Source organism: Sodalis glossinidius str. 'morsitans', assembly GCF_000010085.1.
In the GTDB taxonomy this organism is placed as follows: Bacteria; Pseudomonadota; Gammaproteobacteria; order Enterobacterales; family Enterobacteriaceae; genus Sodalis; species Sodalis glossinidius.
In genome coordinates this window covers 1846647-1868622 of the sequence record NC_007712.1, presented here as the reverse complement: position 1 = coordinate 1868622, position 21976 = coordinate 1846647, and the positions used below count along the sequence as shown (strand labels likewise).

General features: G+C 54.0%; 16 protein-coding genes and 3 pseudogenes. 5 read left to right on the top strand and 14 right to left on the bottom strand.

Annotated features, from left to right (window positions below; genetic code table 11):
- The first annotated feature begins 3 nt into the window (after positions 1-3).
- From hisA to hisIE, 3 genes are read left to right on the top strand one after another with little or no spacing between them, the layout of a single operon-like run.
- The gene (gene hisA, locus SGP1_RS09650) at positions 4-744 is read left to right on the top strand and encodes a 1-(5-phosphoribosyl)-5-[(5-phosphoribosylamino)methylideneamino]imidazole-4-carboxamide isomerase (protein WP_011410960.1); all 741 of its coding nucleotides are present in this window, start codon (positions 4-6) and stop codon (positions 742-744) included.
- Complete coding sequence (hisF, locus tag SGP1_RS09645; RefSeq protein WP_011410959.1) at positions 726-1502, top strand: imidazole glycerol phosphate synthase subunit HisF; 777 nt, start codon at positions 726-728, stop codon at positions 1500-1502. Before hisA ends, hisF begins: the two co-directional genes overlap by 19 nt.
- A complete protein-coding gene (gene hisIE / locus SGP1_RS09640) occupies positions 1496-2110 on the top strand; it encodes a bifunctional phosphoribosyl-AMP cyclohydrolase/phosphoribosyl-ATP diphosphatase HisIE (RefSeq protein WP_011410958.1) in 615 nt (204 codons plus the stop codon). The genes hisF and hisIE overlap by 7 nt, the downstream gene beginning before the upstream one ends.
- Before the next feature lie 242 nt (positions 2111-2352).
- On the opposite strand, the gene SGP1_RS09635 is transcribed toward hisIE, so the two are convergent.
- Complete coding sequence (locus SGP1_RS09635; protein WP_041866826.1) at positions 2353-2670, bottom strand: hypothetical protein; 318 nt, start codon at positions 2668-2670, stop codon at positions 2353-2355.
- Positions 2671-2922: 252 nt separating this feature from the next.
- Between SGP1_RS09635 and SGP1_RS29565 the strand changes: the two genes are divergently transcribed.
- Positions 2923-3171: a hypothetical protein gene (locus tag SGP1_RS29565; protein ID WP_148203453.1), complete on the top strand. Its 249-nt coding sequence runs from the start codon at positions 2923-2925 to the stop codon at positions 3169-3171.
- 188 nt (positions 3172-3359) lie between these two features.
- On the opposite strand, the gene gndA is transcribed toward SGP1_RS29565, so the two are convergent.
- The 8 genes from gndA to cpsG form a co-directional block, all read right to left on the bottom strand.
- Entirely contained in the window at positions 3360-4766 is a 1407-nt protein-coding gene (gndA, locus tag SGP1_RS09625; RefSeq protein ID WP_011410756.1) for an NADP-dependent phosphogluconate dehydrogenase, read from the bottom strand.
- A gap of 127 nt (positions 4767-4893) precedes the next feature.
- On the bottom strand, positions 4894-6012 hold the full coding sequence (locus SGP1_RS09620) for a glycosyltransferase family 4 protein (RefSeq protein WP_011410755.1): 1119 nt from the start codon (positions 6010-6012) through the stop codon (positions 4894-4896).
- Between the two features lie 8 nt (positions 6013-6020).
- Positions 6021-7157, bottom strand: a complete 1137-nt coding sequence (locus SGP1_RS09615; RefSeq protein WP_011410754.1) for a glycosyltransferase family 4 protein — start codon at positions 7155-7157, stop codon at positions 6021-6023.
- A gap of 114 nt (positions 7158-7271) precedes the next feature.
- On the bottom strand, positions 7272-9803 hold the full coding sequence (locus SGP1_RS09610) for a glycosyltransferase family 4 protein (RefSeq protein WP_011410753.1): 2532 nt from the start codon (positions 9801-9803) through the stop codon (positions 7272-7274).
- Positions 9804-9815: 12 nt separating this feature from the next.
- Positions 9816-11951 (bottom strand): class I SAM-dependent methyltransferase, encoded by a 2136-nt coding sequence (locus tag SGP1_RS09605; RefSeq protein ID WP_011410752.1) that lies wholly within the window; start codon positions 11949-11951, stop codon positions 9816-9818.
- Positions 11952-11963: 12 nt separating this feature from the next.
- Positions 11964-13268, bottom strand: coding sequence for an ABC transporter ATP-binding protein (locus tag SGP1_RS09600; RefSeq protein WP_011410751.1), 1305 nt, complete (start codon positions 13266-13268; stop codon positions 11964-11966).
- Positions 13268-14065 carry an ABC transporter permease gene (locus SGP1_RS09595; protein ID WP_011410750.1) on the bottom strand — a complete coding sequence of 266 codons (798 nt, stop codon included), beginning with the start codon at positions 14063-14065 and terminating at the stop codon, positions 13268-13270. The genes SGP1_RS09600 and SGP1_RS09595 overlap by 1 nt, the downstream gene beginning before the upstream one ends.
- Positions 14065-15438, bottom strand: a complete 1374-nt coding sequence (gene cpsG / locus SGP1_RS09590; RefSeq protein WP_011410749.1) for a phosphomannomutase CpsG — start codon at positions 15436-15438, stop codon at positions 14065-14067. The genes SGP1_RS09595 and cpsG overlap by 1 nt, the downstream gene beginning before the upstream one ends.
- 72 nt (positions 15439-15510) lie before the next feature.
- Between cpsG and SGP1_RS29560 the strand changes: the two genes are divergently transcribed.
- Positions 15511-15819 carry a hypothetical protein gene (locus tag SGP1_RS29560; RefSeq protein ID WP_148203452.1) on the top strand — a complete coding sequence of 103 codons (309 nt, stop codon included), beginning with the start codon at positions 15511-15513 and terminating at the stop codon, positions 15817-15819.
- Here SGP1_RS29560 and SGP1_RS09585 read toward each other — a convergent pair.
- The 5 genes and pseudogenes from SGP1_RS09585 to galE form a co-directional block, all read right to left on the bottom strand.
- A complete protein-coding gene (locus SGP1_RS09585; RefSeq protein ID WP_011410748.1) occupies positions 15804-17219 on the bottom strand; it encodes a mannose-1-phosphate guanylyltransferase/mannose-6-phosphate isomerase in 1416 nt (471 codons plus the stop codon). The two genes, SGP1_RS29560 and SGP1_RS09585, sit on opposite strands and share 16 nt — an antisense overlap.
- A 724-nt stretch (positions 17220-17943) precedes the next feature.
- A complete protein-coding gene (locus tag SGP1_RS33145; protein ID WP_243466273.1) occupies positions 17944-18159 on the bottom strand; it encodes a hypothetical protein in 216 nt (71 codons plus the stop codon).
- 618 nt (positions 18160-18777) lie between these two features.
- A pseudogene (locus SGP1_RS29555) lies at positions 18778-19425 on the bottom strand (IS5 family transposase); the annotation flags it as partial.
- 84 nt (positions 19426-19509) lie between these two features.
- A pseudogene (locus tag SGP1_RS09575) lies at positions 19510-20550 on the bottom strand (membrane-bound PQQ-dependent dehydrogenase, glucose/quinate/shikimate family); the annotation flags it as partial.
- A 426-nt stretch (positions 20551-20976) separates the two neighbouring features.
- A pseudogene (galE, locus tag SGP1_RS33140) lies at positions 20977-21957 on the bottom strand (UDP-glucose 4-epimerase GalE); the annotation flags it as partial.
- Between the last annotated feature and the right edge of the window lie 19 nt (positions 21958-21976).

Genomic DNA, 21976 nt, shown 5'->3' with positions numbered 1-21976 from the left:
CCGGTGATTATACCCGCTTTGGATTTGATTGATGGAGCCGTCGTGCGGCTCCATCAGGGCGATTATCAGACACAATGCCACTACGGCGCCGATCCGCTGCCGCGGCTGCAAGATTACCTGCGCCAGGGCGCCGAGGTGCTACATCTGGTGGATTTGACCGGCGCCCGCGATCCGCAAACGCGCCAAATCCCGCTGTTGCGCCGGCTGCTGGCCGGGGTGGCGCCAGCGCTAGTGCAGGTCGGCGGCGGTATCCGCAGCGCGGCGGATGTCGAGGTGCTGCTGGAGGCTGGCGCCACCCGTGTGGTGGTCGGCTCTACCGCGGTACTCCAGCCGCAGGAGGTACAGCGCTGGTTTGAACGTTTCGGCCCTGACGCGCTGGTGCTGGCGCTGGACGTGCGCATCGACGACGACGGCCAGCGCCGGGTGGCGATAAGCGGCTGGCAGGAAGACTCCGGCGCGACACTTGAACAGGTGATAACGCAGTATCGCCCGCTCGGGCTTAAACATGTGCTGTGTACCGATATCTCCCGCGACGGCACGCTGACGGGCAGCAATGTGTCTCTGTATCGCTCGCTGTGCGACGCCTGGTCCGATATCGCTTTCCAATCTTCCGGCGGCATCGGCAGCCTGGCGGACATCGCCCAGCTTCGCCACAGCGGCGTGCAGGGCGTCATCGTCGGCCGCTCGCTGTTGGAAAACAAATTCACCGTGGCGGAGGCGCTGGCATGCTGGCAAAACGCATAATTCCCTGTCTGGATGTCCGGCAGGGCCAGGTGGTAAAAGGGGTGCAATTCCGAAATCACGAAATCATCGGCGGTATTGTGCCGCTGGTGTGCCGCTATGCCGAAGAAGGGGCCGATGAGTTGGTATTCTATGATATCACCGCCTCCGCCGACGCCCGGGTGGTCGACAAGCGCTGGATAGCCGACGTCGCCGAGGTCATCGACATTCCCTTCTGCGTAGCCGGCGGTATCCAAAGCGTGGCGCAGGCCGGCGAAATCCTCTCTTACGGCGCCGACAAAATTTCGATTAATTCCCCGGCGCTGGCGGACCCGACGCTCATCAGCCGCCTGGCGGATCGCTTTGGCGTCCAATGTATTGTCGTCGGTATCGATACCTGGTTCGACGCCGCGAGCGGGCGTTATCAGGTCAATCAATATACAGGCGACGAAACCCGCACCCACATCACCCCCTGGCAAACCCTGGACTGGATAGAAGAAGTTCAGCGGCGCGGCGCGGGGGAGCTCGTATTGAATATGATGAATCAGGACGGCGTGCGTAATGGCTACGATCTGATGCAATTGCGGCAGGTCCGGGAACGCTGCCACGTTCCGCTTATCGCTTCCGGCGGCGCCGGCACGATGGCGCATTTTCTCTCGGCGTTTCGCGACGCGCAGGTGGACGGCGCACTGGCGGCGTCGGTGTTTCATAAGCAGATCATCAATATCGGTGAATTAAAGCAGTTCTTGGCGGCAGAGGGAGTGGAAATCAGATTATGTTAACCGAACAACAACGCCAGCAGCTGGATTGGCAAAAAACCGGCGGGATGATGCTGCCCGCTATCGTCCAACACGCCGTCTCCGGCGAGGTTTTGATGCTGGGCTATATGAATGCCGATGCGCTGCAGGCGACCGAGCAATCCGGTCAGGTGACGTTTTACTCGCGCAGTAAGGGCCGACTGTGGACCAAGGGCGAGAGTTCCGGCAACGTTTTGCGGTTGGTCAGCATTCATCCGGACTGCGACAACGATACGCTACTGATTTTGGCCCATCCTCAAGGTCCGACCTGCCATAACGGCACCAGCAGTTGTTTCCATCCCGCCGCCAGCGATTGGGGGTTTCTGTACACGCTGGAAACGCTCCTTGGCGAGCGTAAAAACGCCGATCCGCAAAGTTACTACACCGCCAGTCTGTACGCCAGCGGCACAAAACGCATCGCCCAGAAAGTCGGTGAAGAGGGTGTGGAAACCGCGCTGGCCGCTACGGTGCACGACAAGGAGGAGCTGACCAATGAGGCGGCGGATCTGCTTTATCATCTGCTGGTGCTGTTGCAGGATCAGGAGTTGGATTTAAGTAGGGTGATCGGCCGCCTGCGCGAACGTCACCGCTAACGGCGTGTTTTGCGGCGGGCAGGCGTGATTTTCAGGCGTGAGACGCCCTCTTAGGCACCGTCGCGCATGAATCTCTCACGCACCGGTGATGTGCACGTTATGCGGCGCGCTCATCGGTAAACAATGGGCCGCGCGCCGGTGATGCCGACAGTTCGCAGTTGGCATCTGCCAGCTTTAACGCTATTGACCTGACGGCCGCCAGGGCAGCCAAGGCGGCAACCTCATCAAGGGTAACAGGCGCCTCAGGTGGCCATGCTGCCGATACCCGAGTCCACTGACGCCACGCCGCTCTCGGCCGCTGCTGCCTGTTGCGCAGCGTTCAGTGCTTGCCACACATCGGCGGCAAGATGCGGACAACCGAGTAAAATTTGCTGCGCCAAGTTGCGCAGTGCCGCGGGCAATCCTTCCAGCTGCCGCGCCAAGAGGCTGAGAATGGATCTTGAGGAGGTGCGGCTCAACTCAACCAGCCGCTGGAAAACCGCCAAATTATCGGCGGCCGGGACGGCGGCAAAATGAGTGGCGATATGCTCCAGCAGGTCATCGTAGGCCGGCGGTGCCAAACCCGGTAACCGATTTAGCCAGCGCTGGCTATGCTCCGCTAATCGCTGTTTTGGTAGTCCGCTAAAAGCCTGCTCACTGGAGATCCCGTAACACCTCCGGTTGCAAATGAGACGGCCAGCGGTCAATCAAAGCCAGTAGCGCGTCATACAACACCGACATCTGTTGTGTGTCCATTGCGTGAAATATCTTTCCGACCAGCCAGTCCATCATCGTGTCAAACCGCGCCGTAGCGCTCGCCTTCGCCGCGGCCGATGGCGCTGCGTGCGCCGGCAGGGAGGAAACCACGGCGCGGTTTCGCCGCTTGGGCGGCAGCGGAATATCCTCAGCGCCAGCCGCGCGCAGGCCTGCAGACGGCACGGCTGGCGCGGCGCTATCGCCACGGGGAAACTCCAGTGCAGGGTCAGCGCGACGATCCCCTGGTGGTGGCGTTCAGGTTGACCTGCAAGGTGAACCTTAGCCGGTTCAACGACGGGCAAAAACGTTGCGTTACGCGCACGTGAGGCGGCGTGTACCAGTGACAGCGACGCGGCCCAGTAAAGATCCGGTGTTAGCCTGCCGGTTGATAAGCTTATGCTGCGCCGGTCCACCGGCAGCGATCTTGGGCGGCAACGCCGGTGCGGCAGCCGATGGTTCATTCTGCATGGGCATAGGCCGGTGCGCCTCTTCAGGAGCGCGTCCTCCCGAACGGTTATTCCAACCATTCCGTGTGGAACACCCCTTCCTTGTCGGTACGCTTATAGGTATGGGCGCCAAAATAGTCGCGCTGGGCCTGAATCAGGTTGGCCGGCAGGACGGCGGAGCGGTAGCTATCATAGTAAGCGATGGCGGCAGAGAAGGTCGGCGTCGGGATACCGTGCTGAACAGCATAGGCCACCACATCGCGCAGCGCCTGCTGGTAGTCATCGGCAATCTTTTTGAAGTACGGCGCCAACAGCAGGTTAGCGATCGCCGCATCCTCGGCATAGGCGTCGGTAATTTTCTGCAGGAACTGGGCGCGAATAATGCAACCGGCGCGGAAAATTTTCGCAATCTCGCCGTAGTTCAGATCCCACTGGTTCTCTTCAGAGGCGGCTTTCAGCTGAGAGAAACCCTGCGCATAGGAAACGATTTTGCCCAGATAAAGCGCGCGACGCACTTTTTCGATGAAGGCCACCTTGTCGCCGCTAAACGCTTCGAGCTGCGGGCCGGAAAGCACATTGGAGGCCGCCACGCGCTGCTGTTTAAGCGACGACAGGTAGCGGGCAAACACCGATTCGGTGATTAAACTTAGCGGTTCGCCCAAATCCAGCGAGCTTTGAGAGGTCCATTTGCCGGTGCCTTTGTTGGCCGCCTCATCCAGAATAACGTCGACCAGATAGTTGCCCTGCTCGTCCTTCTTGGTGAAAATATCTTTAGTAATATCAATTAGGTAGCTACTCATCTCCCCTTTATTCCATTCGCTGAAGGTGCTGGCTAGCTTTTCATTGCTCAGGCCCAGCGCGTTTTTCAAAAGCGCATACGCTTCGGCAATCAGCTGCATATCGCCGTATTCGATGCCGTTATGCACCATCTTGACGTAATGGCCGGCGCCATCGGGACCGATATAGGTCACACAAGCTTCACCCTCGGCGCGCGCGGCAATTTTTTCCAGGATAGGCGCCACCAGCTCATAGGCGTGTTTCTGGCCACCGGGCATAATCGACGGCCCTTTCAGCGCCCCTTCTTCACCGCCGGAAACACCGGTACCGATAAAGTTAAAACCTTCTTCCGACAGCTCGCGGTTGCGGCGGATGGTGTCTTTGTAAAAGGTGTTGCCGCCGTCAATAAGAATGTCACCCTTTTCCAAAAACGGTTTCAACGAGTCAATGGTTTTATCCGTGCCTTCACCGGCCTTGACCATCAACAGAATACGCCGCGGTTTCTCCAGCGAATTGACAAACTCTTCCACGCTATAATAGGGCACCAGCTTTTTCCCCAGGTTTTCCGCGATCACTTCATCGGTCTTTTCGCGCGACCGGTTAAAGATGGATACGCTGTATCCACGGCTTTCAATGTTAAGCGCCAGGTTGCGCCCCATTACTGCCATACCGACGACGCCTATCTGTTGTGTGGACATTAAGCAACTCCTGTAGTTAAGGATGACCCCTGCCGCCGCCGTCCAGCGAACAGGTCTATATGTATATTATATGTTAATCTAAGCAAGTGTCTTGCGGGTAGTGATTGGTGCGATAGGAACGCACTCCTTAATCGTGTCCCGCCAGTTCGCGATAAATATCAGCATAGCTACTGACCATCCGCGTTGAGGTAAATAAGGCGTTGAAACGCTCGCGTGCCTGCTCGCCATAGCTCCGGGCCAGGGCGGAATCCTGCCAAAGCTGGCGCATGGCATCCGCCAGCTCCGCCGGCGACGCGGGCGGCACCACCAGTCCGGTTTGCCGGTGAACGTTAACATAGGTCGTGCCGGTACCGATTTCGCAGCTGATCAACGGCTTGCCGTACATTGCCCCCTCCAGCAGCGTAATGCCAAACGCTTCCGAGCGTAAATGGGACGGAAAGACCACACCATAGCAACTCTCCAGCAGCGCGGCTTTGTCCACATCCGGCAAAGCGCCGAGAAAATGCATGTTCTTCAGCCCCAATTCGGCACAACGTTTTTTCAGCTCCGCCTCCATGGGCCCCACGCCGATCAAAACGATAGGATAAGGCGCGCCGCGCGCCGCTTCGACCAGTGTGTCCAATCCTTTGTAATAGCGAAATGCGCCGATGAACAGAAAAAAACGCTCGTCGAACCGGCTGCGCCACTGGGCCTCGCGCGCCTTGTCCTGCGGCGGATAAGATGCACGGTCGAGACCAAAGGGGATCACTGACACCTTGGATTGATAGCGCTGTAATACCGGGCTGGTGGCGACATAATTCGGTGAGGAGGCGACGATACGATCGACATCGCCGAAAAAATGGCGCATCAAAGGCGTGTACATTCTGAGAATAAATTTCTGCTTCACAATATCCGAATGGTAGGAAACCACTGTCGGTTTGGTATTGGCCGCCAAAAAATGCACCATATCCATGAAAGGATAGGGAAAATGGAAATGGACCACATCGGCTTGCGCCGCCAACTGGCGAAAGCGCGCAATGGCGCCAAAGGAAAACGGCGTTGAGGCGAATTCAAAATTGACGGCGCTATAAGCGGTATGATGCTGCCCCAGCTGCATCAGCGCGCCGTGACCGCGCGGGCTTAGCGCCAACACGGTGGCATCGATACCGTATGTGGGAGCGCCTTCACACAGCTGAAAAATAACCTGCTCAATGCCGCCGTAAGAATCGGGATAGTAGGTTTTATAAAAATGTAAAACTTTCAGCATAGACCACATCAAACCTTAAAATAAGCTTTAATCGTATCCTGTGCGCAGCGCTGCCAGGAAAACTTTTGCGCGTTTGCCAGACCGGCGACCCTGGCCTGTGTACGCCACGCCTCGTCTTGCAGCCCGCGCGCGATCCCCGCGCTTAAGGCGTCGACATCCTGCGGTTCGCAGATGAACGCCGCATCCCCCGCCACCTCCGGTAGCGAGGCCGCGTTCGAGCACACCACCGGCACGCCTGACGCCATGGCCTCCAATACCGGCAAGCCGAATCCCTCATACAATGAGGGAAACACAAATAAGCGGGCAGCGGCAAATAAAATCGGCAGTTCCTCTTGCGCGACATAACCCAGATATTTAACCCAACCTTCACGACTACCGCGCTCAAAACGCTGATGCTCGGCACCGCTTCCCCAGCCTTTATAACCGCTTAGCACCAGCGGATAACGCTGCCGCAACGCTTGCGGGAGTTGTTCATAGGCGTCAAGCAACACCGTTAAATTCTTGCGTGGCTCAATGGTGCCGGTAAACAGCGAGTACCCTTCTGCGCTCAGTTCCAACCGCTGCATCAACGGCGCGACTGCCGACGCAGCAGCCCGCGGGTAAAACACCTCGCTGCAGGCAAGACACGTCACATCAATCTTGGCGGCGGGGTAGTTAAAATACCTTACAAGCTCTCGTTTAGAGAATTCGGAAACGGTAATTATGCGGCTGGCACGCGTCAAACTGGCTTCCATCTCCTGCGCCAGATAACGCACGCGCCCCGAGGGATGGAATTCGGGAGTAGTGAAAACCGAGATATCGTGAAACGTCGTTATCGCCCGGGGCAACCCGGCCGGCAGATAATAGTTGGGACTGTGATACAAAAAATCCTTATACGGGCGCAGCGCCCGCTTTTGCAGTCGGGGATAGATGGCGCGAAAGGCCTCAATCAGCAGTGCACGGCGTTTAAGCCAGCCCGGCAGCGCGCCACTCGCGGACGGTTGAACATGATACTCCGGCAGCCTATCGCCGATGTGTAACCCGCGAAAATAGCGCAATTGGGTGATCTCCGGCGCCTGTTGCAGTTGATTAATTAACTCAAGCGCATAACGGCCGATCCCGGTTAAGGGATATTTGATCGCATCGGTGGCAAACACTATCTTCATTCAGGGAAATTCCCATTCTCATAACGACCGGGGTATAAGCCAGATGCCCTGGCCGGGCAATATCAACCTGACGGAATGAAACGACTTCCTAAATGCCGCCTCATCCTGACCAGGCTACAGCGAAATTGTTGTGTCCTGCGCCAGCGGGAGTTTGCTGAGTAATAGCTCGGCGCTCTGTTTCCATGTCAGCCAGCGAATGCCAGTTGAGTCTGGTGCAGCTTGCTGCGCGTTTAACGCCAGCCACGCCACAATGGTGTCGCGAAGCGGCTCCCCGTTCTCGCCGGAGAAATACAGGGCGTGCTCGCCCGCGATTTCGCGAAACACGGGAATATCGCGCAAAATCAGCGGCAGTCCTTTCTGCGCCGCCTCGATCAAAGGCAAACCAAATCCCTCACCTTTTGAGGAAAAAATGAGCGCGTCAGCAGCGTGATATAATTTCTCCAAGTACTCATCGCTAACGCCCTGAAGCCAGTGCAGACGCCGATTAAGCTCCGGATGATGCTTAATTCTCTCCACTAGTGCATCAACGTTCCATCCATGTTTACCCACAATCACCAGGCGATAGTCAAAACCTTCGGCCCACAACAGCTCAAACGCGGCCAAAACCTGCGCGTGGCTTTTACGGGGTTCAAGGGTGCCCACCATCAAGAAGCTATGGTGTTCATTGAGCGTCTGCAACAGGGCTTTGCCGCTGCCAGGAATACCACGCGTGGGTCGGCTTGACTCGAGATTAGCGCCGAGATGAAAATGATCGATCGACAAGTACTTATTGAGATTCAGATGATTATGGGCGTTGACCCACGCGCGGACATCGTCCGCCACGCTTGCCGAAACGCAGATAATCCCCGTACCGTAGGTCGCCACCCATTGTAGCCAGTCGGGGAATAATTGCTGCATTCCTTCGCTGCTCCATTCCGGATTTTTGGTCGGCAAAATATCATGCACAACATAATATACATGGCTGCCGGCCCGGCGCGCTTTGTCGATACTGGGCAACACCTGCGGAAAAAACGAAATCGTCAGATCGGTTACCAACATAATGTCATCATGGCTGAACAACACCGGCTCATCCTCGCCGAAATCGATGCTGTAGTTTTGCCGTACAAACTGATTGGCATAGCGATAACATTCGCCGTTGACATAATAAACCGCACGCACGTCATAGCCGGCGATATAGCCATTTAGCAGCTCATATAAAATACTGCGCGAGACTCGCTGAATGCCCGATTTATCATCGCGCTGCGCCAGCTCCGAAATATCTACCAGCAGCTTTCTGCGCCGCCCGCTAAAACTGTTTTGCGCCACTGCCCAGGCGTAATCGAGCCTATCGTACTCGCTGATCTCGGGGTAACGATTGATGTCATCGATAACACGTGCTGTAAATGCCTCAAGACCAAGTCCAGCCGGCATAGCAGGCGCCGCATCATGCGTACCCAACCTATCAATGCAGGCGAGCGCCAGCCTGGCGGTATTATCCCACGAGAATCTCGCCGCCTGCGTCAATGCATGCTCTTTAAGCTGCCGATGAAAATCCCCGTCGGTCAACGCCCGTTGTAGCTTAGCGCGAATCGCATCTATATTACGGGGATCGAAGGTGGCCTCATCCCAGCCGATCACCTCTGGCACGCTCGTGGTATTTGAACCCAGAGTAGCGGCGCCACATTTCATTGCCTCAAGAGGCGGCAGGCCGAATCCCTCATGTAGCGAGGGGAAAACAAAGACGGTACAGAGATTGTAAAGCGCAATCAGATCGTCATCGGGTAGGTAACCAGTGAAAATCAATTGCTCGGAAGAGATCCCATTATCGGCGGCAAGATGCTTGAACTTAAGCAGGTCATATTCATTCAGTTTATAGGCTAATACCAGCGGATACTGGTGGCGCAAGCTAACGTCCAAACCGCCGTAGGCATTGATCAATGCGGCAATGTTTTTGCGCGGCTCATCAATGGCAAGCGACATGACAAATGCTTCAGGCAAATGATAGGTCTGGCGCAAACGCGCCTTTTGTTCATCACTATACTGCCTTACCTGAAATTGATCGCTCACGCCAGATGAGATATGAAATAGCTTCTCGGCAGGATAGGCAGTATGGTCCAGCATTTCTTTTCGCGACGACTCGGAAATCGCCAAAATAGCGTCAGCACACTGATAATTTGCCAGTTTATCCATATACCAGGCGCCGAAAAGTTTATCAACAAAATAAAACGGCTTATCCAATAATGGGATCAGATCATGACAAACGCATACTGTCTTCCACGCCACAGGCTTCTCCGGCACCGTGGTGATATATTCATCCCAATAACCTTCAAAAAAACCCGTTACGAAGACGATATCGGGGCAAATATTAGCGATCGCTATATCCCTAATCTCTGCGGCAAGCGCATTACGCACATGATTATTTTTATCGATATACGCTATTGGTCCAACCCCGGAAAAAACGAACATCTCTTCGGACGGCAAAAGATCGATGAACGCTTGCCTTGCTTCATCAATCCGCTCCAGAGGATACATACCGTTAAGCAAGATGCTCACGCGGTGATCGCCCTTATTTTTAATGATAGCTCGGCTCATGGCTAGCGCACTGCGGCCAATACCGCGAAATCGGCTACCTGACTGGCATCCTTGCACATCAATAAGAATATGCATCAAAACCTCTCATTATTTAATGCGTAATTTTTCAAAGATGGTATTGACCGCGGGCGGCAGTCGGTGTTGTGGATCTTGCAAGCTCCAGGCTTGGAACGCTTGCTGATTAAGGGTGATATCTCGTTGCGGCGCAGGCGCGACACGGCGATAAATCCGCTTGGCCCGTTCATACTGACCACTTTTATGTAGCAATGCGACGGTGCGGGATTTTAACGCCGGATGACGCTGCAGAAACGATAACGCACCGCGGCCGCAACGTCGGACAACGTGCTTAGCACGACCTTTCACACCGTGCTGGCATAACAGCTGCACCTGTAAACCCATATAGCGATATGGGGAGATAAGGCGCCAGGAGCAACTTTCCAGCAACGCTCTGTTGTGCTCCTGGAGTTGACGGTTCTCACGGCGCAGTTCGACCGCTTGACGCGCGGCAGTTTGATAATGGCTGATTAGCGCTTCCCGACTTAGCTCAGCTAGTGCGCTGTCGTCGAGCGCTTCGGCTTCACATTCATCCTGCGAGGCATTTGTCTCTGGCTCGCTTTTATGCGACTGTTGATGCCGCGCTTGCACGGTTGCGGCCAGTTCCTGCCATTGTTCAACACTTGCCGCAATATCCTCGTACAAACGGCTGAACCGGGTCTCCATTTCCTCGCGCATTGCGCTGGCAAGCCGATCTTGCGCTTGCTGATGCCCACAGTGCAAATGGTTGTCGTAACGCTCACGCTGCAGTAGCCATTTTTCGCAGGCGGCAATCCAGACTTCCGTCGCATTACATGTATCCAGCGGCGCTGGCAATGTCGCTTTACGTTCAAAAAGCGTCAGAAGTAACGCGAATGACCATTCCTGCGGCTTGTGTTGACAAAACGCATACAGCCATTGTGAATAGGGTGCTGGTAGATTTAGCGGGCTGAGCAACAAAGGACGGTTATGGGCAAGATGGAATGTCGACGGCGAAACAATTTCGTTGAGCGTAATGAAAAACGCCAGAAGTAAATTCTCAGGCCAGGCGCAGTCGGTTTTTTTATCACTAATCGAGCCGTAATCGATGATATGGACTTGTAGATGCGCGTCCACCAAAATATTCCAGGTGCGGACATCGTCATGATAGAGTCCGGCGCGCTCAAGACCGGCGAGCTGTTGCAAAATTTGATGTAGCAGGTTTTCCCGCTCGGCCGGCGTCAGCGCCAGGAGCTTACCGTCGAGTAACTCGCCCGGCAGGTGCGATAGAATATTCCAACCCTGCCACTCATTTTCCCCGCTTGCTAATAACCGCGCCACGGGGAACTCAGCAGGCGCCCGTGATAGAAAATCAATCTCTTGATGCAGCTCTTGCCGATTGCGCTCCCTCTCCTCATCGCTCAGCGCGCTGTTCTGCACATGGGCATGATAGACTTTACAAAAGAAGTCATCGCCGAAGTAATACCGGCGGCTATCGTGATGAGCGTTGTCGGACTGGCTGTGAGGCCGTTTGCTCCAACGCGTGAAAGGCCGGCAAAATTCCCCCAGCAGAACCCGACGGTTGCTAAGCATATACAAAGGGCGTTTGATAGCGGAAAGATGAGTCGGATATTCCGCTAATTGTTGATAAAACGCGTTATGCTCGAACAGCGTAAGCAGACTGTCCGGTTGCGAGGGGCCCCAATAGAGCGGCTCTTCTTTTAGCGCCAGCTCCAATAAGGCGATTTCCACGCGATCCAATAGCCGGGTCAACCATTGTTGAACTTTAGCGATGCCGTGCGCATGCACGAGGTGATGGAATACGCTCAGCCCGATGACTAAATCAAACTGGTCATCCTCCAGTTGATCAATGACTTCCTCAATCCGTCCCTCAACAAAGGTAACATCAAATGCCGGATGTTCATTGGCCAGCGCCCCACATAGGGCAACGTTTTGCGGCAGGAAATCTACACCCTTTACGCTTGCCCCTTTTTCTGCCAAGCTCAGGCTGTAGAACCCCTGCGCGCAGCCCAGATCCAACACCCGCAAAGGGCGGTCCAGCGCCAAGTATAACCTGTCATAGACGGCTGTGATAATTTGCAGACGGGGTAAACAATCGCGTGAAGCCGCCTCGTTCCATTCGGGGTGAGCATAAACCATCTGATAAATTTCAGGCAGATCGGAAACAAATTGCTGTAATGTATGACTCATAGCCCGATTCCCTTAAGCTTTTTCATATAATGAGAATGTGGAATTCAGATCAACAATACCGGAAAACTCCATACCCTGACTGACATGGAGAATGATCGCATCATAACGGCGATCTAAAGGCGTCATATCTAGCTGCGGATTTCCCGCGGAAATACCGAATGAAAGTAAATAATCGGCCTGATTCAAATTAACCAGGAAAGAAAACTTAAACACCCTGATCTCGCCCTTACTCACAGAAATATACTCTTTCCCTTTCGAGGCAAGGAACGAGTTGGTCCCATATAAAAAGAGACCGTCCAGGGTTTTCAGCAATAATCCAGGCACGACATTATCGTAATCATAGTCGAACTGCACTTTAACGATGAAATCTACCGATTGATTGCTGACAATGTTGGCGGGATACTCCACACCATCGGCAAGAATGAGGTAATCCAGAATTTTCGCGCCACCTTTCCCCCAACGATATTCTTCCGGCCGATAACCAGGCCGGGTATGAAAAATATCTTCGCTACCGGCATGAAACTGCCCGGCCAAACCAGTCGCCTGCAGCTTGGCCTGGGACGGACAATCGGGCTTGTTTGAGCCTGGCTTGCCAAAAAGCTCATCCAGGTAGCGGTTGGTAACATCGCGTGCAGAGCCATCCATTTCAATATGACCATCCTTAAGGAAGATGGTCCGCTCGCAATGTTTAACGATATCCCCTGCGCTATGGGAAACCAAAAGCAAAGTCGTACCCTGACGTTTAAATTCGGCGATACGCGCATAGCATTTTGCCTGAAAACGTGAATCACCTACTGAGAGAGCCTCATCGACGATTAACACATCCGGTCGAGTGGCGGTGGCGACAGCGAACGCCAAACGCATCTGCATGCCACTGGAATAGATGCGTACTGGACGATCGATATACTCACCAATATCGGCGAATTTTTCTATTTCCGGCATCAGCGCCGTCAGAGCGTCCCGCGTGAGCCCCTGCATTAGCCCCGACATGAAAACATTTTGCCGGCCGGAGAAATCGGGATGAAACCCCATGCCCAACTCCAAGAGCGCCGCGACGCGGCCTTGAACGTCGATTTTTCCCTCTGTCGGCTGCGTAGTCCCTGTCAATAATTTCAGCAGCGTACTTTTGCCGGCTCCGTTAACGCCCACAATACCTATCGACTCCCCCGCTTCTACCGCGAAATTGATATCGTGCAATACCCACTTCTTTTGATGGCGCGGCGTAGAACTCCATTGTATTTTCTCAAGAATACGCAGCCATTTCGTCGGGTAGTGCTTATAGGCTTTGGCGACATTCGTTACGGATATGCTATTCATTACAGTTCGTCCACAATATCTGCTGAATGTTTTTTGAACATGCGCCAGCCCATCACAATCAACAGCAGCGATATTACAGCAACCGGCAGCAGCACCCACCAATCGGGGCTGCTATGGTATAGAAAGATGTTTTGATAGCTAGTGATAATACTGGTCATCGGGTTGAGCTTTAACAAACCGCGCACCGATTCCGGTAGCGTCTTACTGACATAAACGATCGGCGTAAACCAAAACCAGAATTGAAGCAAAATGCTGACGAATTGCTCGATATCACGAACGAATACATTCATAACCCCAAGTATAATGCCCAGACCGATAGTGAATGTCATCTGGATTATCAATACCGGGATCATCTCCAGAATTATCCAACCGGGAAAGTTGCCGGACACGATCAGAAAGATCATAAACAGGCTGAAGATGATACAAAAATTGATCATCGCCGAACATACAATAATGATAGGCAGACAAATACGCGGGAAACTGAGTTTTTTTAAAATATTGGCATGGGTGATAAACACCCGCACCAAATTGTTCAGTGTTTCAGTAAACAGTCCCCAGGTGAGAATACCGGAGCACAGAAAAATGCTGTAGGCAAAAGGACCATGCATATCCGCCAATCGTGTGCGCATCAACTCCGCAAAAATGACAGTATACACCACGATAATGGCCACTGGCTGCAATATCAGCCATAGGGCACCAAGGAAACTGCTCTGATAACGGGACTGAAAGTCCCGTTTGATACTGTCGGCGATAAAACCGCGATAGCGGAGCACGCAGTCTAACAAACTGTTAAGCATTAATTACTATCCATCAAGGCAAGAATTTCGCGCGTTTTTTCTTCCATGAGACCGGCATTTCCTCTGGATTCCACATTCAAGCGGACGACCGGTTCGGTATTAGAACTGCGAACATTAAAACGCCAATCGGCAAACGACAGACTCAGGCCATCCGTCGTATCTATCTCGACGGCAGCCGCCGCATAATGCGCTTTGATACGTGCCAGCGCAGCCCCGGCATCGCGTAATGTGCGATTAATTTCCCCCGACGCCGGATAGGCACGCATCCGCTCGCCCACCAGTTGGCTCAGGGACTGCCCTCGCACCGCCATCAGCTCGGCCACCAGCAGCCACGGAATCATCCCGCTGTCGCAATAAAAAAAATCACGGAAATAGTGATGGGCGCTCATTTCTCCGCCGTAAATGGCGTTTTCCGCGCGCATCCGCTCTTTGATAAACGCATGACCGGTCTTTGACATTACCGGCGTACCACCAGAACGACTAACAATGTCCTCGGTGTTCCAGGTCAAACGGGGATCGTGAATAATTTTGCTGTCGGGATGCTTTTGCAAAAAGGCTTCAGCCAATAGGCCAACGATGTAGTAGCCTTCAACAAAGCCACCTTCCTCATCGAATAAAAAGCAACGATCAAAATCGCCGTCGAAAGCAATACCTATATCGGCGCCGGCGGTCTGCACGGCGAGGGTGGTATCCTGGCGACATTCCGGCAGCAGCGGATTAGGAATACCGTTGGGAAAATTGCCGTCCGGCTGATGATGCACCTTGACGAAGGTCACCGGCGCACCAGCGGCTTGAAAACGCGCTTCGATTGCGTCCACCACATGCCCGGCAGCGCCATTGCCCGAGTTGATGACCAGCGTCATCGGCCGACGAAATCGGGCAAGGTCAATGAATCCCAGCAGATGATCGACATAAGCCGACAATACGTCGACGCGGCGCAATGTGCCCCGCACGCGCGCCACCGGTCCGAAAGCGTTCTCCTCGGCCAGACGCTGGATGTCGCGCAGGCCGGTATCGCCGCTGATGGGTCGGGACTGCTCGCGCACCAGCTTCATACCGTTATAATCCATCGGATTATGGCTGGCCGTCACTTCAATACCCCCGTCCACGCCCAGATGCGAGGTGGAGAAATAAATTTCTTCCGTGCCGCTCATGCCAATATCCAGCACGTCAGCGCCGGCGTCGTTCAGCCCGCGCGCCAGGGCCTGTTTTAACCCCTCGCTGGTTAGACGCACATCGCCGCCGACCACCATACTGCGCGGCTTGAGTAGCTCGCCGTAGGCGCGACCGATGCGGTAAGCAATATCTTCATTGAGCTCAACGCCCAATTTTCCCCGTATGTCATAGGCCTTAAAACAGGATAAAACAGCCATGTTTTCCTCAAAATGTTTACGACAGCAGCACCGTTAATGTAATTCTATCATCTACCGCGATAGTGGAACCAGATGGGATTTCGCGCTGTCTGCGAGACGGCACCTTCGCGGCCGTCATCTCCCGTCCCAGCGCTTATCGCCCTGCCCGCCCTGTTCCAGGTGACGGGACGGCGCCAGCCTACTCCCGTGGAGGTCAACGGTAAGAAAACCGCATCGTCATGCATAAAGGAAAAATGGCATTGCTCTTCTGAACACCATTTCATCGCCATCAACCTTACTGCAACGCAGGCGCAAGGGTATAGCAGCGCGGCCCGGCCAGACAGCAGATTAATCCTGAAATCAGCCGGATGCCGTACCGCCGGTTATCAACAGCGGCCGTAAGGATCTTGTAAACGGATGATATCGTCCTCTCCAAGATAGGATCCCGATTGTATCTCCAACAACTCCAGAGGGATTTTTCCCGGATTTTCCAAACTGTGCACCGATCCGACCGGTATAAAAGTGGACTGGTTCTCGGTCAGCAAAAAAGACTTGTCCTCTACCGTCACCCGCGCCGTGCCAGACAGGACAACCCAGTGCTCAATGCGGTGGTGGTGCATCTGGAGCGAGAACATCCCACCCGGTTTGACGGTGATGCGATTGACGTTATAGCGGGCTTCATTGACCACCGTGTCGTTGCGCCCCCAGGGTCGGTAGGATTCACGATGGCGGCGATATTCGCTGCGGGCGTTGTTCTTCAGGTATTCCACCACTTTCTTGACGTCCTGCACCTTATCTTTATCGACAACGAGCACCGCGTCCTTGGTGTTCACTATCACCAGGTTAGTTACGCCAATAGCCGCCACCATTTTTTCATCGGTATTGATATAACAGTTGGCGGTGTTATGGAGAAAAACATCGCCCGTCAGAGCATTCTGCCTGTCGTCCTTGTGATTGACTTCCCATAGCGCCGACCAGGAACCCACATCGCTCCAGCCCGCATCTAGCGGTACCACCATAGCGTCGGCGGTTTTTTCCATCACCGCATAATCCACCGAGTCATCGGGACAGGTGATAAATTCATCTTTATCGACACGGATAAATTCCTGGTTACTGTCCGCCTGAGGCGATTCAATGGCCTTTTCGCAGGCAGCCAGGATATCCGGGCGAAATTTACCGAGCTCGCTGAGGTATTTCTTGGCGCGGAACAAAAACATACCGCTGTTCCAGTAATACTCGCCGCTGGCGATATACCCCTCAGCCGTAGCCCGATCCGGTTTCTCCACGAAGCGATAAACCTGAAAAACCGCCGCATCCTTCTGGGCCGCGCCACGCTGGATATAACCGTAACCCGTCTCTAGCGCGCTAGGCACGATGCCGAACGTCACTAAATTGCCGCTGCGGGCATAAGGTAGCGCCTGCATAATAGCGCGATGAAACGCTTTCTCATCCTCAATAACATGGTCGGCGGCCAATACCAGCAGCAGCGGATCATCGCCGTCCACGATCGCGCTCAAGGCAGCCAGCGCAATGGCCGGAGCGGTATTGCGGCCTACGGGTTCCAGGATGATATTTTGCGACAATCTGTCGATTTGGCACAGCTGTTCCGCCACCAAAAACCGGTGTTCCTCATTACAGATAACCAGCGGCTGACGGGTATCGAGCCCCTCAAGACGCAGCACCGTTTCCTGCAGCATCGAATGATCGCCGTGCAGGGTAAGAAACTGCTTGGGATAGAGCTCACGCGACATCGGCCACAGACGGCTGCCGGTTCCACCGGCCATAATTACGGGAAGCAACATACATGTCCTTTTCGCCATAGGATGAAAAGTGCGCTCCCGCTACAGACATCTCGTTTGGGATGGAGTGCAAGCATTAACAGAGCATCTCCTTTCATCTTTGAGGCAAGCCAAAAGAGTTACGGTAAAAAAAATTATCCTTAGCATACACTTGCACATCGTCACGATCAATTGCCCGTACCATTACGGCCAAGCCGTACGGCATGTCCATACGCGTAAAATTCTCCTTGCGCGCTGCGCTGACCTACCCTGTCTTGCGCGGCGCGTTGCAGTAAAAGGCGGTCCGTGGCCCCCTCACCGTGTTCGAAACGCCGTCTACCCGGCATATGCCGCTAATTCCTCATTAGAATTAACTATAAACCATAGGGAAAAGAACGTAGGGCGCCCGCAGATCGCATCCTGTTCGCTGCAGCGATTTTTGCAACCTGTCCCCACACGCTGTGGGACTCGCGGTACTTGGCCCGGTTAAACGACCGCCGTAGCGCGAGCGCTTCCGGCAACCCATTTTGCCCGCCGTTTCCTTATGTGATACCGGGGCCGGCGTGCCAGACCAGCACCGGATGCCCGGCGAGAGGGTCTTTATGGCTGCCTCGTGGTCTGGGCGCTTTCCTCGTTCAGTGACAAAAAAAGGGCCGATATCGCTATCGGCCCTCATGTGTTCACTGACTGATGCTGCCAGTGATTTCTCATCCGCCCGCTATCAATTTATTTCGCTGACGATGCATGCTCATCGGGCAGCGCGTAGGCAATGATGTAATCTCCCAACTTGGTGCCGAACGAACCGTGTCCCGCCCGCAGCGGTTACGACATATTGCTTGCCGTTAACCTCATAGGTCATTGGCGTGGACTGGCCGCCGGCAGGCAAACGGCCCTGCCATAGCGGTTTACCGCTGGTAACGTCAAACGCACGAATATAATTATCGGCCGTCCCGGTGATAAACATCACGTTACCGGCGGTCGCAATCGGTCCGCCCAGCATCGGCATGCCCATTTTGAAGGGCAGCGGCAGCGGTGAACTGTCGCGTACGGTTCCAATGTGATGCTTCCAGGCAATAGTGTGGGTTTTCAGGTCCACGCCGGCGATATATCCCCAAGCGGGCTGCTTGCAGGGTAAGCCAAAGGGCGACAAGAAGGCTTCCAGTGTCACGCCATAGGGAACCCCGTATTGGGGTTGCAGACCCGCTTCGGAGCCGGAGCTGCTGCTCTTGCCCTTTTCAGGCTCTATCGGGTTGTTGGCGCTGCGAGGTAAATGGCGATGGTCAAAGCGCTTAACAAAATGACGCTTTAACCGCGACACAAAAGGCAACTCCATGGGATTGGCGATCATCACCTGGCGCTGCGGATCCACCGCCACCCCGCCGCCCCACTCAAACATGCCGAGGTTAACCGGGAAAACCAACGTTCCTTGTTCCGAAGGCGGCGTAAAGATGCCCTCATAGCGCAGCTTGTGGAACATTACCTGGCACACCAGCTGATCGAACATGGTCGCACCCCACATATCGGCACCGGTCAAATCCTTTCTCGGCCGGAAGGTCAAATCGAAGAAAGGCTGCGTCGGCGCCGGCACTATCGGTGTACCGGTTTTCTTCCTCAGCAGAGCATCATGACAGTAGCGGGTATCGTAAGCGCCATCAGCCAACGCTTCCCTGATTTTCCGCAGGGTCTGGTTTATCAGAGCTGGTAGGGCCTGAGTATCCGTCGTACCGCTGAGCGATAAGTCAGCACAGATAATCTCATGCGTTACACTGTCTGCGGCCATATGCAGCTTACGCCACACCCTCCGTCTGTCGGCACCATGCTGTCGGACTTTCCATTCGCCTTCGCCAAAGACCTTCAGGCCGGTTCCGTCAATGACTAAAGGTGAGATTTCACCACGGGTCGGCGTTTTTATGCTGATCTTAACTGTCTTTGCTCGCTTGCTGATCAGCGAGTAGTCTGGGCATCTTAGCAGCAGCACCATCAGTTTAAAAATGGCGTCAACGAAGCCCTGTAAAGCCCTTAACGAAAGGCCAAACACGCGTTTCATCATCAGAACAGTGGTGATAGCCATATCTGTGTAGTGAAGTGGCCGGCCACGCCGTTCAGGCGTTGTTTTTTCCGCCCATGCAACAATTGCCGACTCATCCAGCCATATCGTCAGAGCCCCGCGCTGCTTGAGAGCTTTGTTGTAAGTGGACCAGTTGGTTATTTTAAACTTTTGCTTTGCCATGGAGTGCAGATGTTGAAATGACGGTAGTGATCTGAGCAGACAATCACCTAAAAGTTATATTTATTCAACAAAGCCCATCTCAGGCGTACGATTGCCGCCCCAGATATCGGGCGTGGCGACGCCTATCGGCAGATAGATGATATCCAACTGAGGGTCATAGGCAGCAGGCGCCCAGGAATTGGGGGAATTGGAAACATAATTCTTCCGTCGGCCGGGATGGCGTTCGGCTCGGCATTACCGGGATCGAACGCCCACAATAGCGCGCCGGTGACCACATCAAAGCCGCGTATCACCCCTGAAGGTTCATGATTGAAATAGTTATCCGTTACCACCCCCGCGACACGTTACATGCTGAAAAGTCGGGTCCGGTTTAAGTTGCGGATCAAATCGCCACTTCTCTTTACCGGTCGCCGCATCAAGGGCAAACAAAATCTGATGCGGTGAACAGAGATAAAGAGTGTCGCGTATTTTAATCGGCGTCACTTCATCGGTAATTTCGGTGGGATCATTAGGGCCCTTCATATCCCCCGTGCGAAAACGCCAGGCTTCTTTCAGTTGGCCAACATTTTTATCGTTAATCTGCTGCAGTAGCTGTTCACCTACCTGTGTGCGGCCATAGGCTGGCCAATCCCCGGCGGGTATCGAAGAGGCGTCCGCCGACGCATCGGCAATGGCGGTGTTAAGGTTACCGCTGATGTCCTGCGGATCTTGCGCTATCTTCACCAACAGCACGACACCGGATAGCAGCAGACTTACAGCCAGCGCAGCGCGCGCCTGCGGCAGCCGGCGGATGATCCCCCGATAAACAAACGGCAGTAATAACCAGATGCCAAGGAAAACCAGGACATCACAACGTGGAGTGAGCGCCCAGAAGTCAAATCCGACTTCCCAGACGGCCCAAATCATCGAACCGATGAGCACCAGCGCATATAGCCATAACGCCGCACCCGAACGACGAACCAGCAGCCAGGCGACGGCCAACATCAATACGCCGGTTATGATGTAATAGAGCGAGCCGCCCAGAGAGGCCAGCCAAATACCCCAGGCCAGCAGGTAGAGTCCGCATAATGCAGCGAACAGCGCGGTGGTTATTACAATCGTTCGCGAAGGACTTTCTTTGTTCATATCATCCCGGTCCAAATATATTTATAGACGTAGTCCGTCAGGCGCGACAACACATTTGTCATCAAACACGCTCAGCGAAATACTTAACAACGGTGATAGCGGCTTCCTTACTCTCTGCACGAGTAAAAAACAAAATGCTATCACCTCAATATCCCGTTCATTGCCACAATAAAATAAATGCCACTTACACCGTCTAATGCGTTTCTTTAATAGAATATAGGAGGAGATTCTGCGTTAGCAAACGGCGATTATTAAATAATTGTGAAGAAATTTTTGCTCACGGGTGACGTTGTCTGCCTGGAGCGTATGGATGGCTTGCCTGCCATCGGTGAAAACTTGGTGGTTAGAGCGTATTGCCGATACCTCTGCCGGCACCAGAAAAAAACCCATCCGGTCAGGATGGGTTTGCAAAGTACCCCAGGGCTGGCGATAGCCATTGGGATTCTGACTTTGCCATTTCCACGTATCGCGCATCATACAGTCGAGATCGCGCTCAGCGGTCCAGCCAAGTTCACGCTGCGCCAGCGTCGCATCGGCCCAGAATGCCGCCAAATCCCCGTCACGCCGCGGAGCTACTTCATAAGGTATAGTTTTGCCCGACGCTTTAAACGCCTTAACCATTTGCAAAACAGAATAGCCCACGCCCGCGCCCAGATTATAGGCCTTATAACCAACGTTAGCGGCAAGCTTATCCATCGCTTTCAGATGGCCCTCCGCCAAATCCATTACGTGGATATAATCTCGTACGCAGGTCCCATCCTCGGTAGGATAGTCGTCGCCGAAAATTTTCAATGACGGCTGACGTCCGACCGCGACCTGGGCAATAAAAGGCAGAAGGTTATTGGGTATCCCATTAGGATCCTCGCCGATAAGCCCGGATTCATGTGCCCCCACAGGATTGAAATAGCACAGCGCGATAATTGAAAATTGCGGCTCCGCTTTAGCGAAATCGGCCAGAATTTGTTCAACCATTCCATTATTTTGGAGGTGCCATAAGGGCTGGAGGTACCGGCGCATGTTGGCCATAGACAGTCGCCGAAGAGCTAAAGATGAAATGATGCACCCCTGCGCGGCGCATTTCGTCGAGCAACACCAAGGTCCCATTAACATTATTTTGATAATATTGCAGCGGCAACCGGGTAGATTAGCCTACCGCTTTAAGACCGGCAAAATGGATAACGGCGCTGATGTCATGCTCGTCGAAAATTTGCTGCAACACCTGCGGGTCCTGAACATCGCCCTGATAGAAAATCAAGTCTTTATCGGCTAAATCAGACACCTGTCGAGAGAAACGTCAGAAGCGTTGGCGAGATTATCCAGCACCACGACCTCTTCATCGCGCGCCAACAATGCCAAAACCGTATGCGAGCCGATATAGCCTGCCCCGCCGGTGACCAATACAGCCATTGTCACTCCTTATAAAATG

What these genes read in the sequence shown, in the direction of transcription:
- hisF (WP_011410959.1), top strand. Translation starts at nt 726, where the DNA reads ATGCTGGCAAAACGCATAATTCCCTGTCTGGATGTCCGGCAGGGCCAG.
- hisIE (WP_011410958.1), top strand. Translation starts at nt 1,496, where the DNA reads ATGTTAACCGAACAACAACGCCAGCAGCTGGATTGGCAAAAAACCGGC.
- SGP1_RS29565 (WP_148203453.1), top strand. Translation starts at nt 2,923, where the DNA reads ATGGCGCTGCGTGCGCCGGCAGGGAGGAAACCACGGCGCGGTTTCGCC.
- gndA (WP_011410756.1), bottom strand. Translation starts at nt 4,766, where the DNA reads ATGTCCACACAACAGATAGGCGTCGTCGGTATGGCAGTAATGGGGCGC.
- SGP1_RS09620 (WP_011410755.1), bottom strand. Translation starts at nt 6,012, where the DNA reads ATGCTGAAAGTTTTACATTTTTATAAAACCTACTATCCCGATTCTTAC.
- SGP1_RS09615 (WP_011410754.1), bottom strand. Translation starts at nt 7,157, where the DNA reads ATGAAGATAGTGTTTGCCACCGATGCGATCAAATATCCCTTAACCGGG.
- SGP1_RS09610 (WP_011410753.1), bottom strand. Translation starts at nt 9,803, where the DNA reads ATGCATATTCTTATTGATGTGCAAGGATGCCAGTCAGGTAGCCGATTT.
- SGP1_RS09605 (WP_011410752.1), bottom strand. Translation starts at nt 11,951, where the DNA reads ATGAGTCATACATTACAGCAATTTGTTTCCGATCTGCCTGAAATTTAT.
- SGP1_RS09600 (WP_011410751.1), bottom strand. Translation starts at nt 13,268, where the DNA reads ATGAATAGCATATCCGTAACGAATGTCGCCAAAGCCTATAAGCACTAC.
- SGP1_RS09595 (WP_011410750.1), bottom strand. Translation starts at nt 14,065, where the DNA reads ATGCTTAACAGTTTGTTAGACTGCGTGCTCCGCTATCGCGGTTTTATC.
- cpsG (WP_011410749.1), bottom strand. Translation starts at nt 15,438, where the DNA reads ATGGCTGTTTTATCCTGTTTTAAGGCCTATGACATACGGGGAAAATTG.
- SGP1_RS29560 (WP_148203452.1), top strand. Translation starts at nt 15,511, where the DNA reads ATGGGATTTCGCGCTGTCTGCGAGACGGCACCTTCGCGGCCGTCATCT.
- SGP1_RS09585 (WP_011410748.1), bottom strand. Translation starts at nt 17,219, where the DNA reads ATGTTGCTTCCCGTAATTATGGCCGGTGGAACCGGCAGCCGTCTGTGG.
- SGP1_RS33145 (WP_243466273.1), bottom strand. Translation starts at nt 18,159, where the DNA reads ATGTTTATCACCGGGACGGCCGATAATTATATTCGTGCGTTTGACGTT.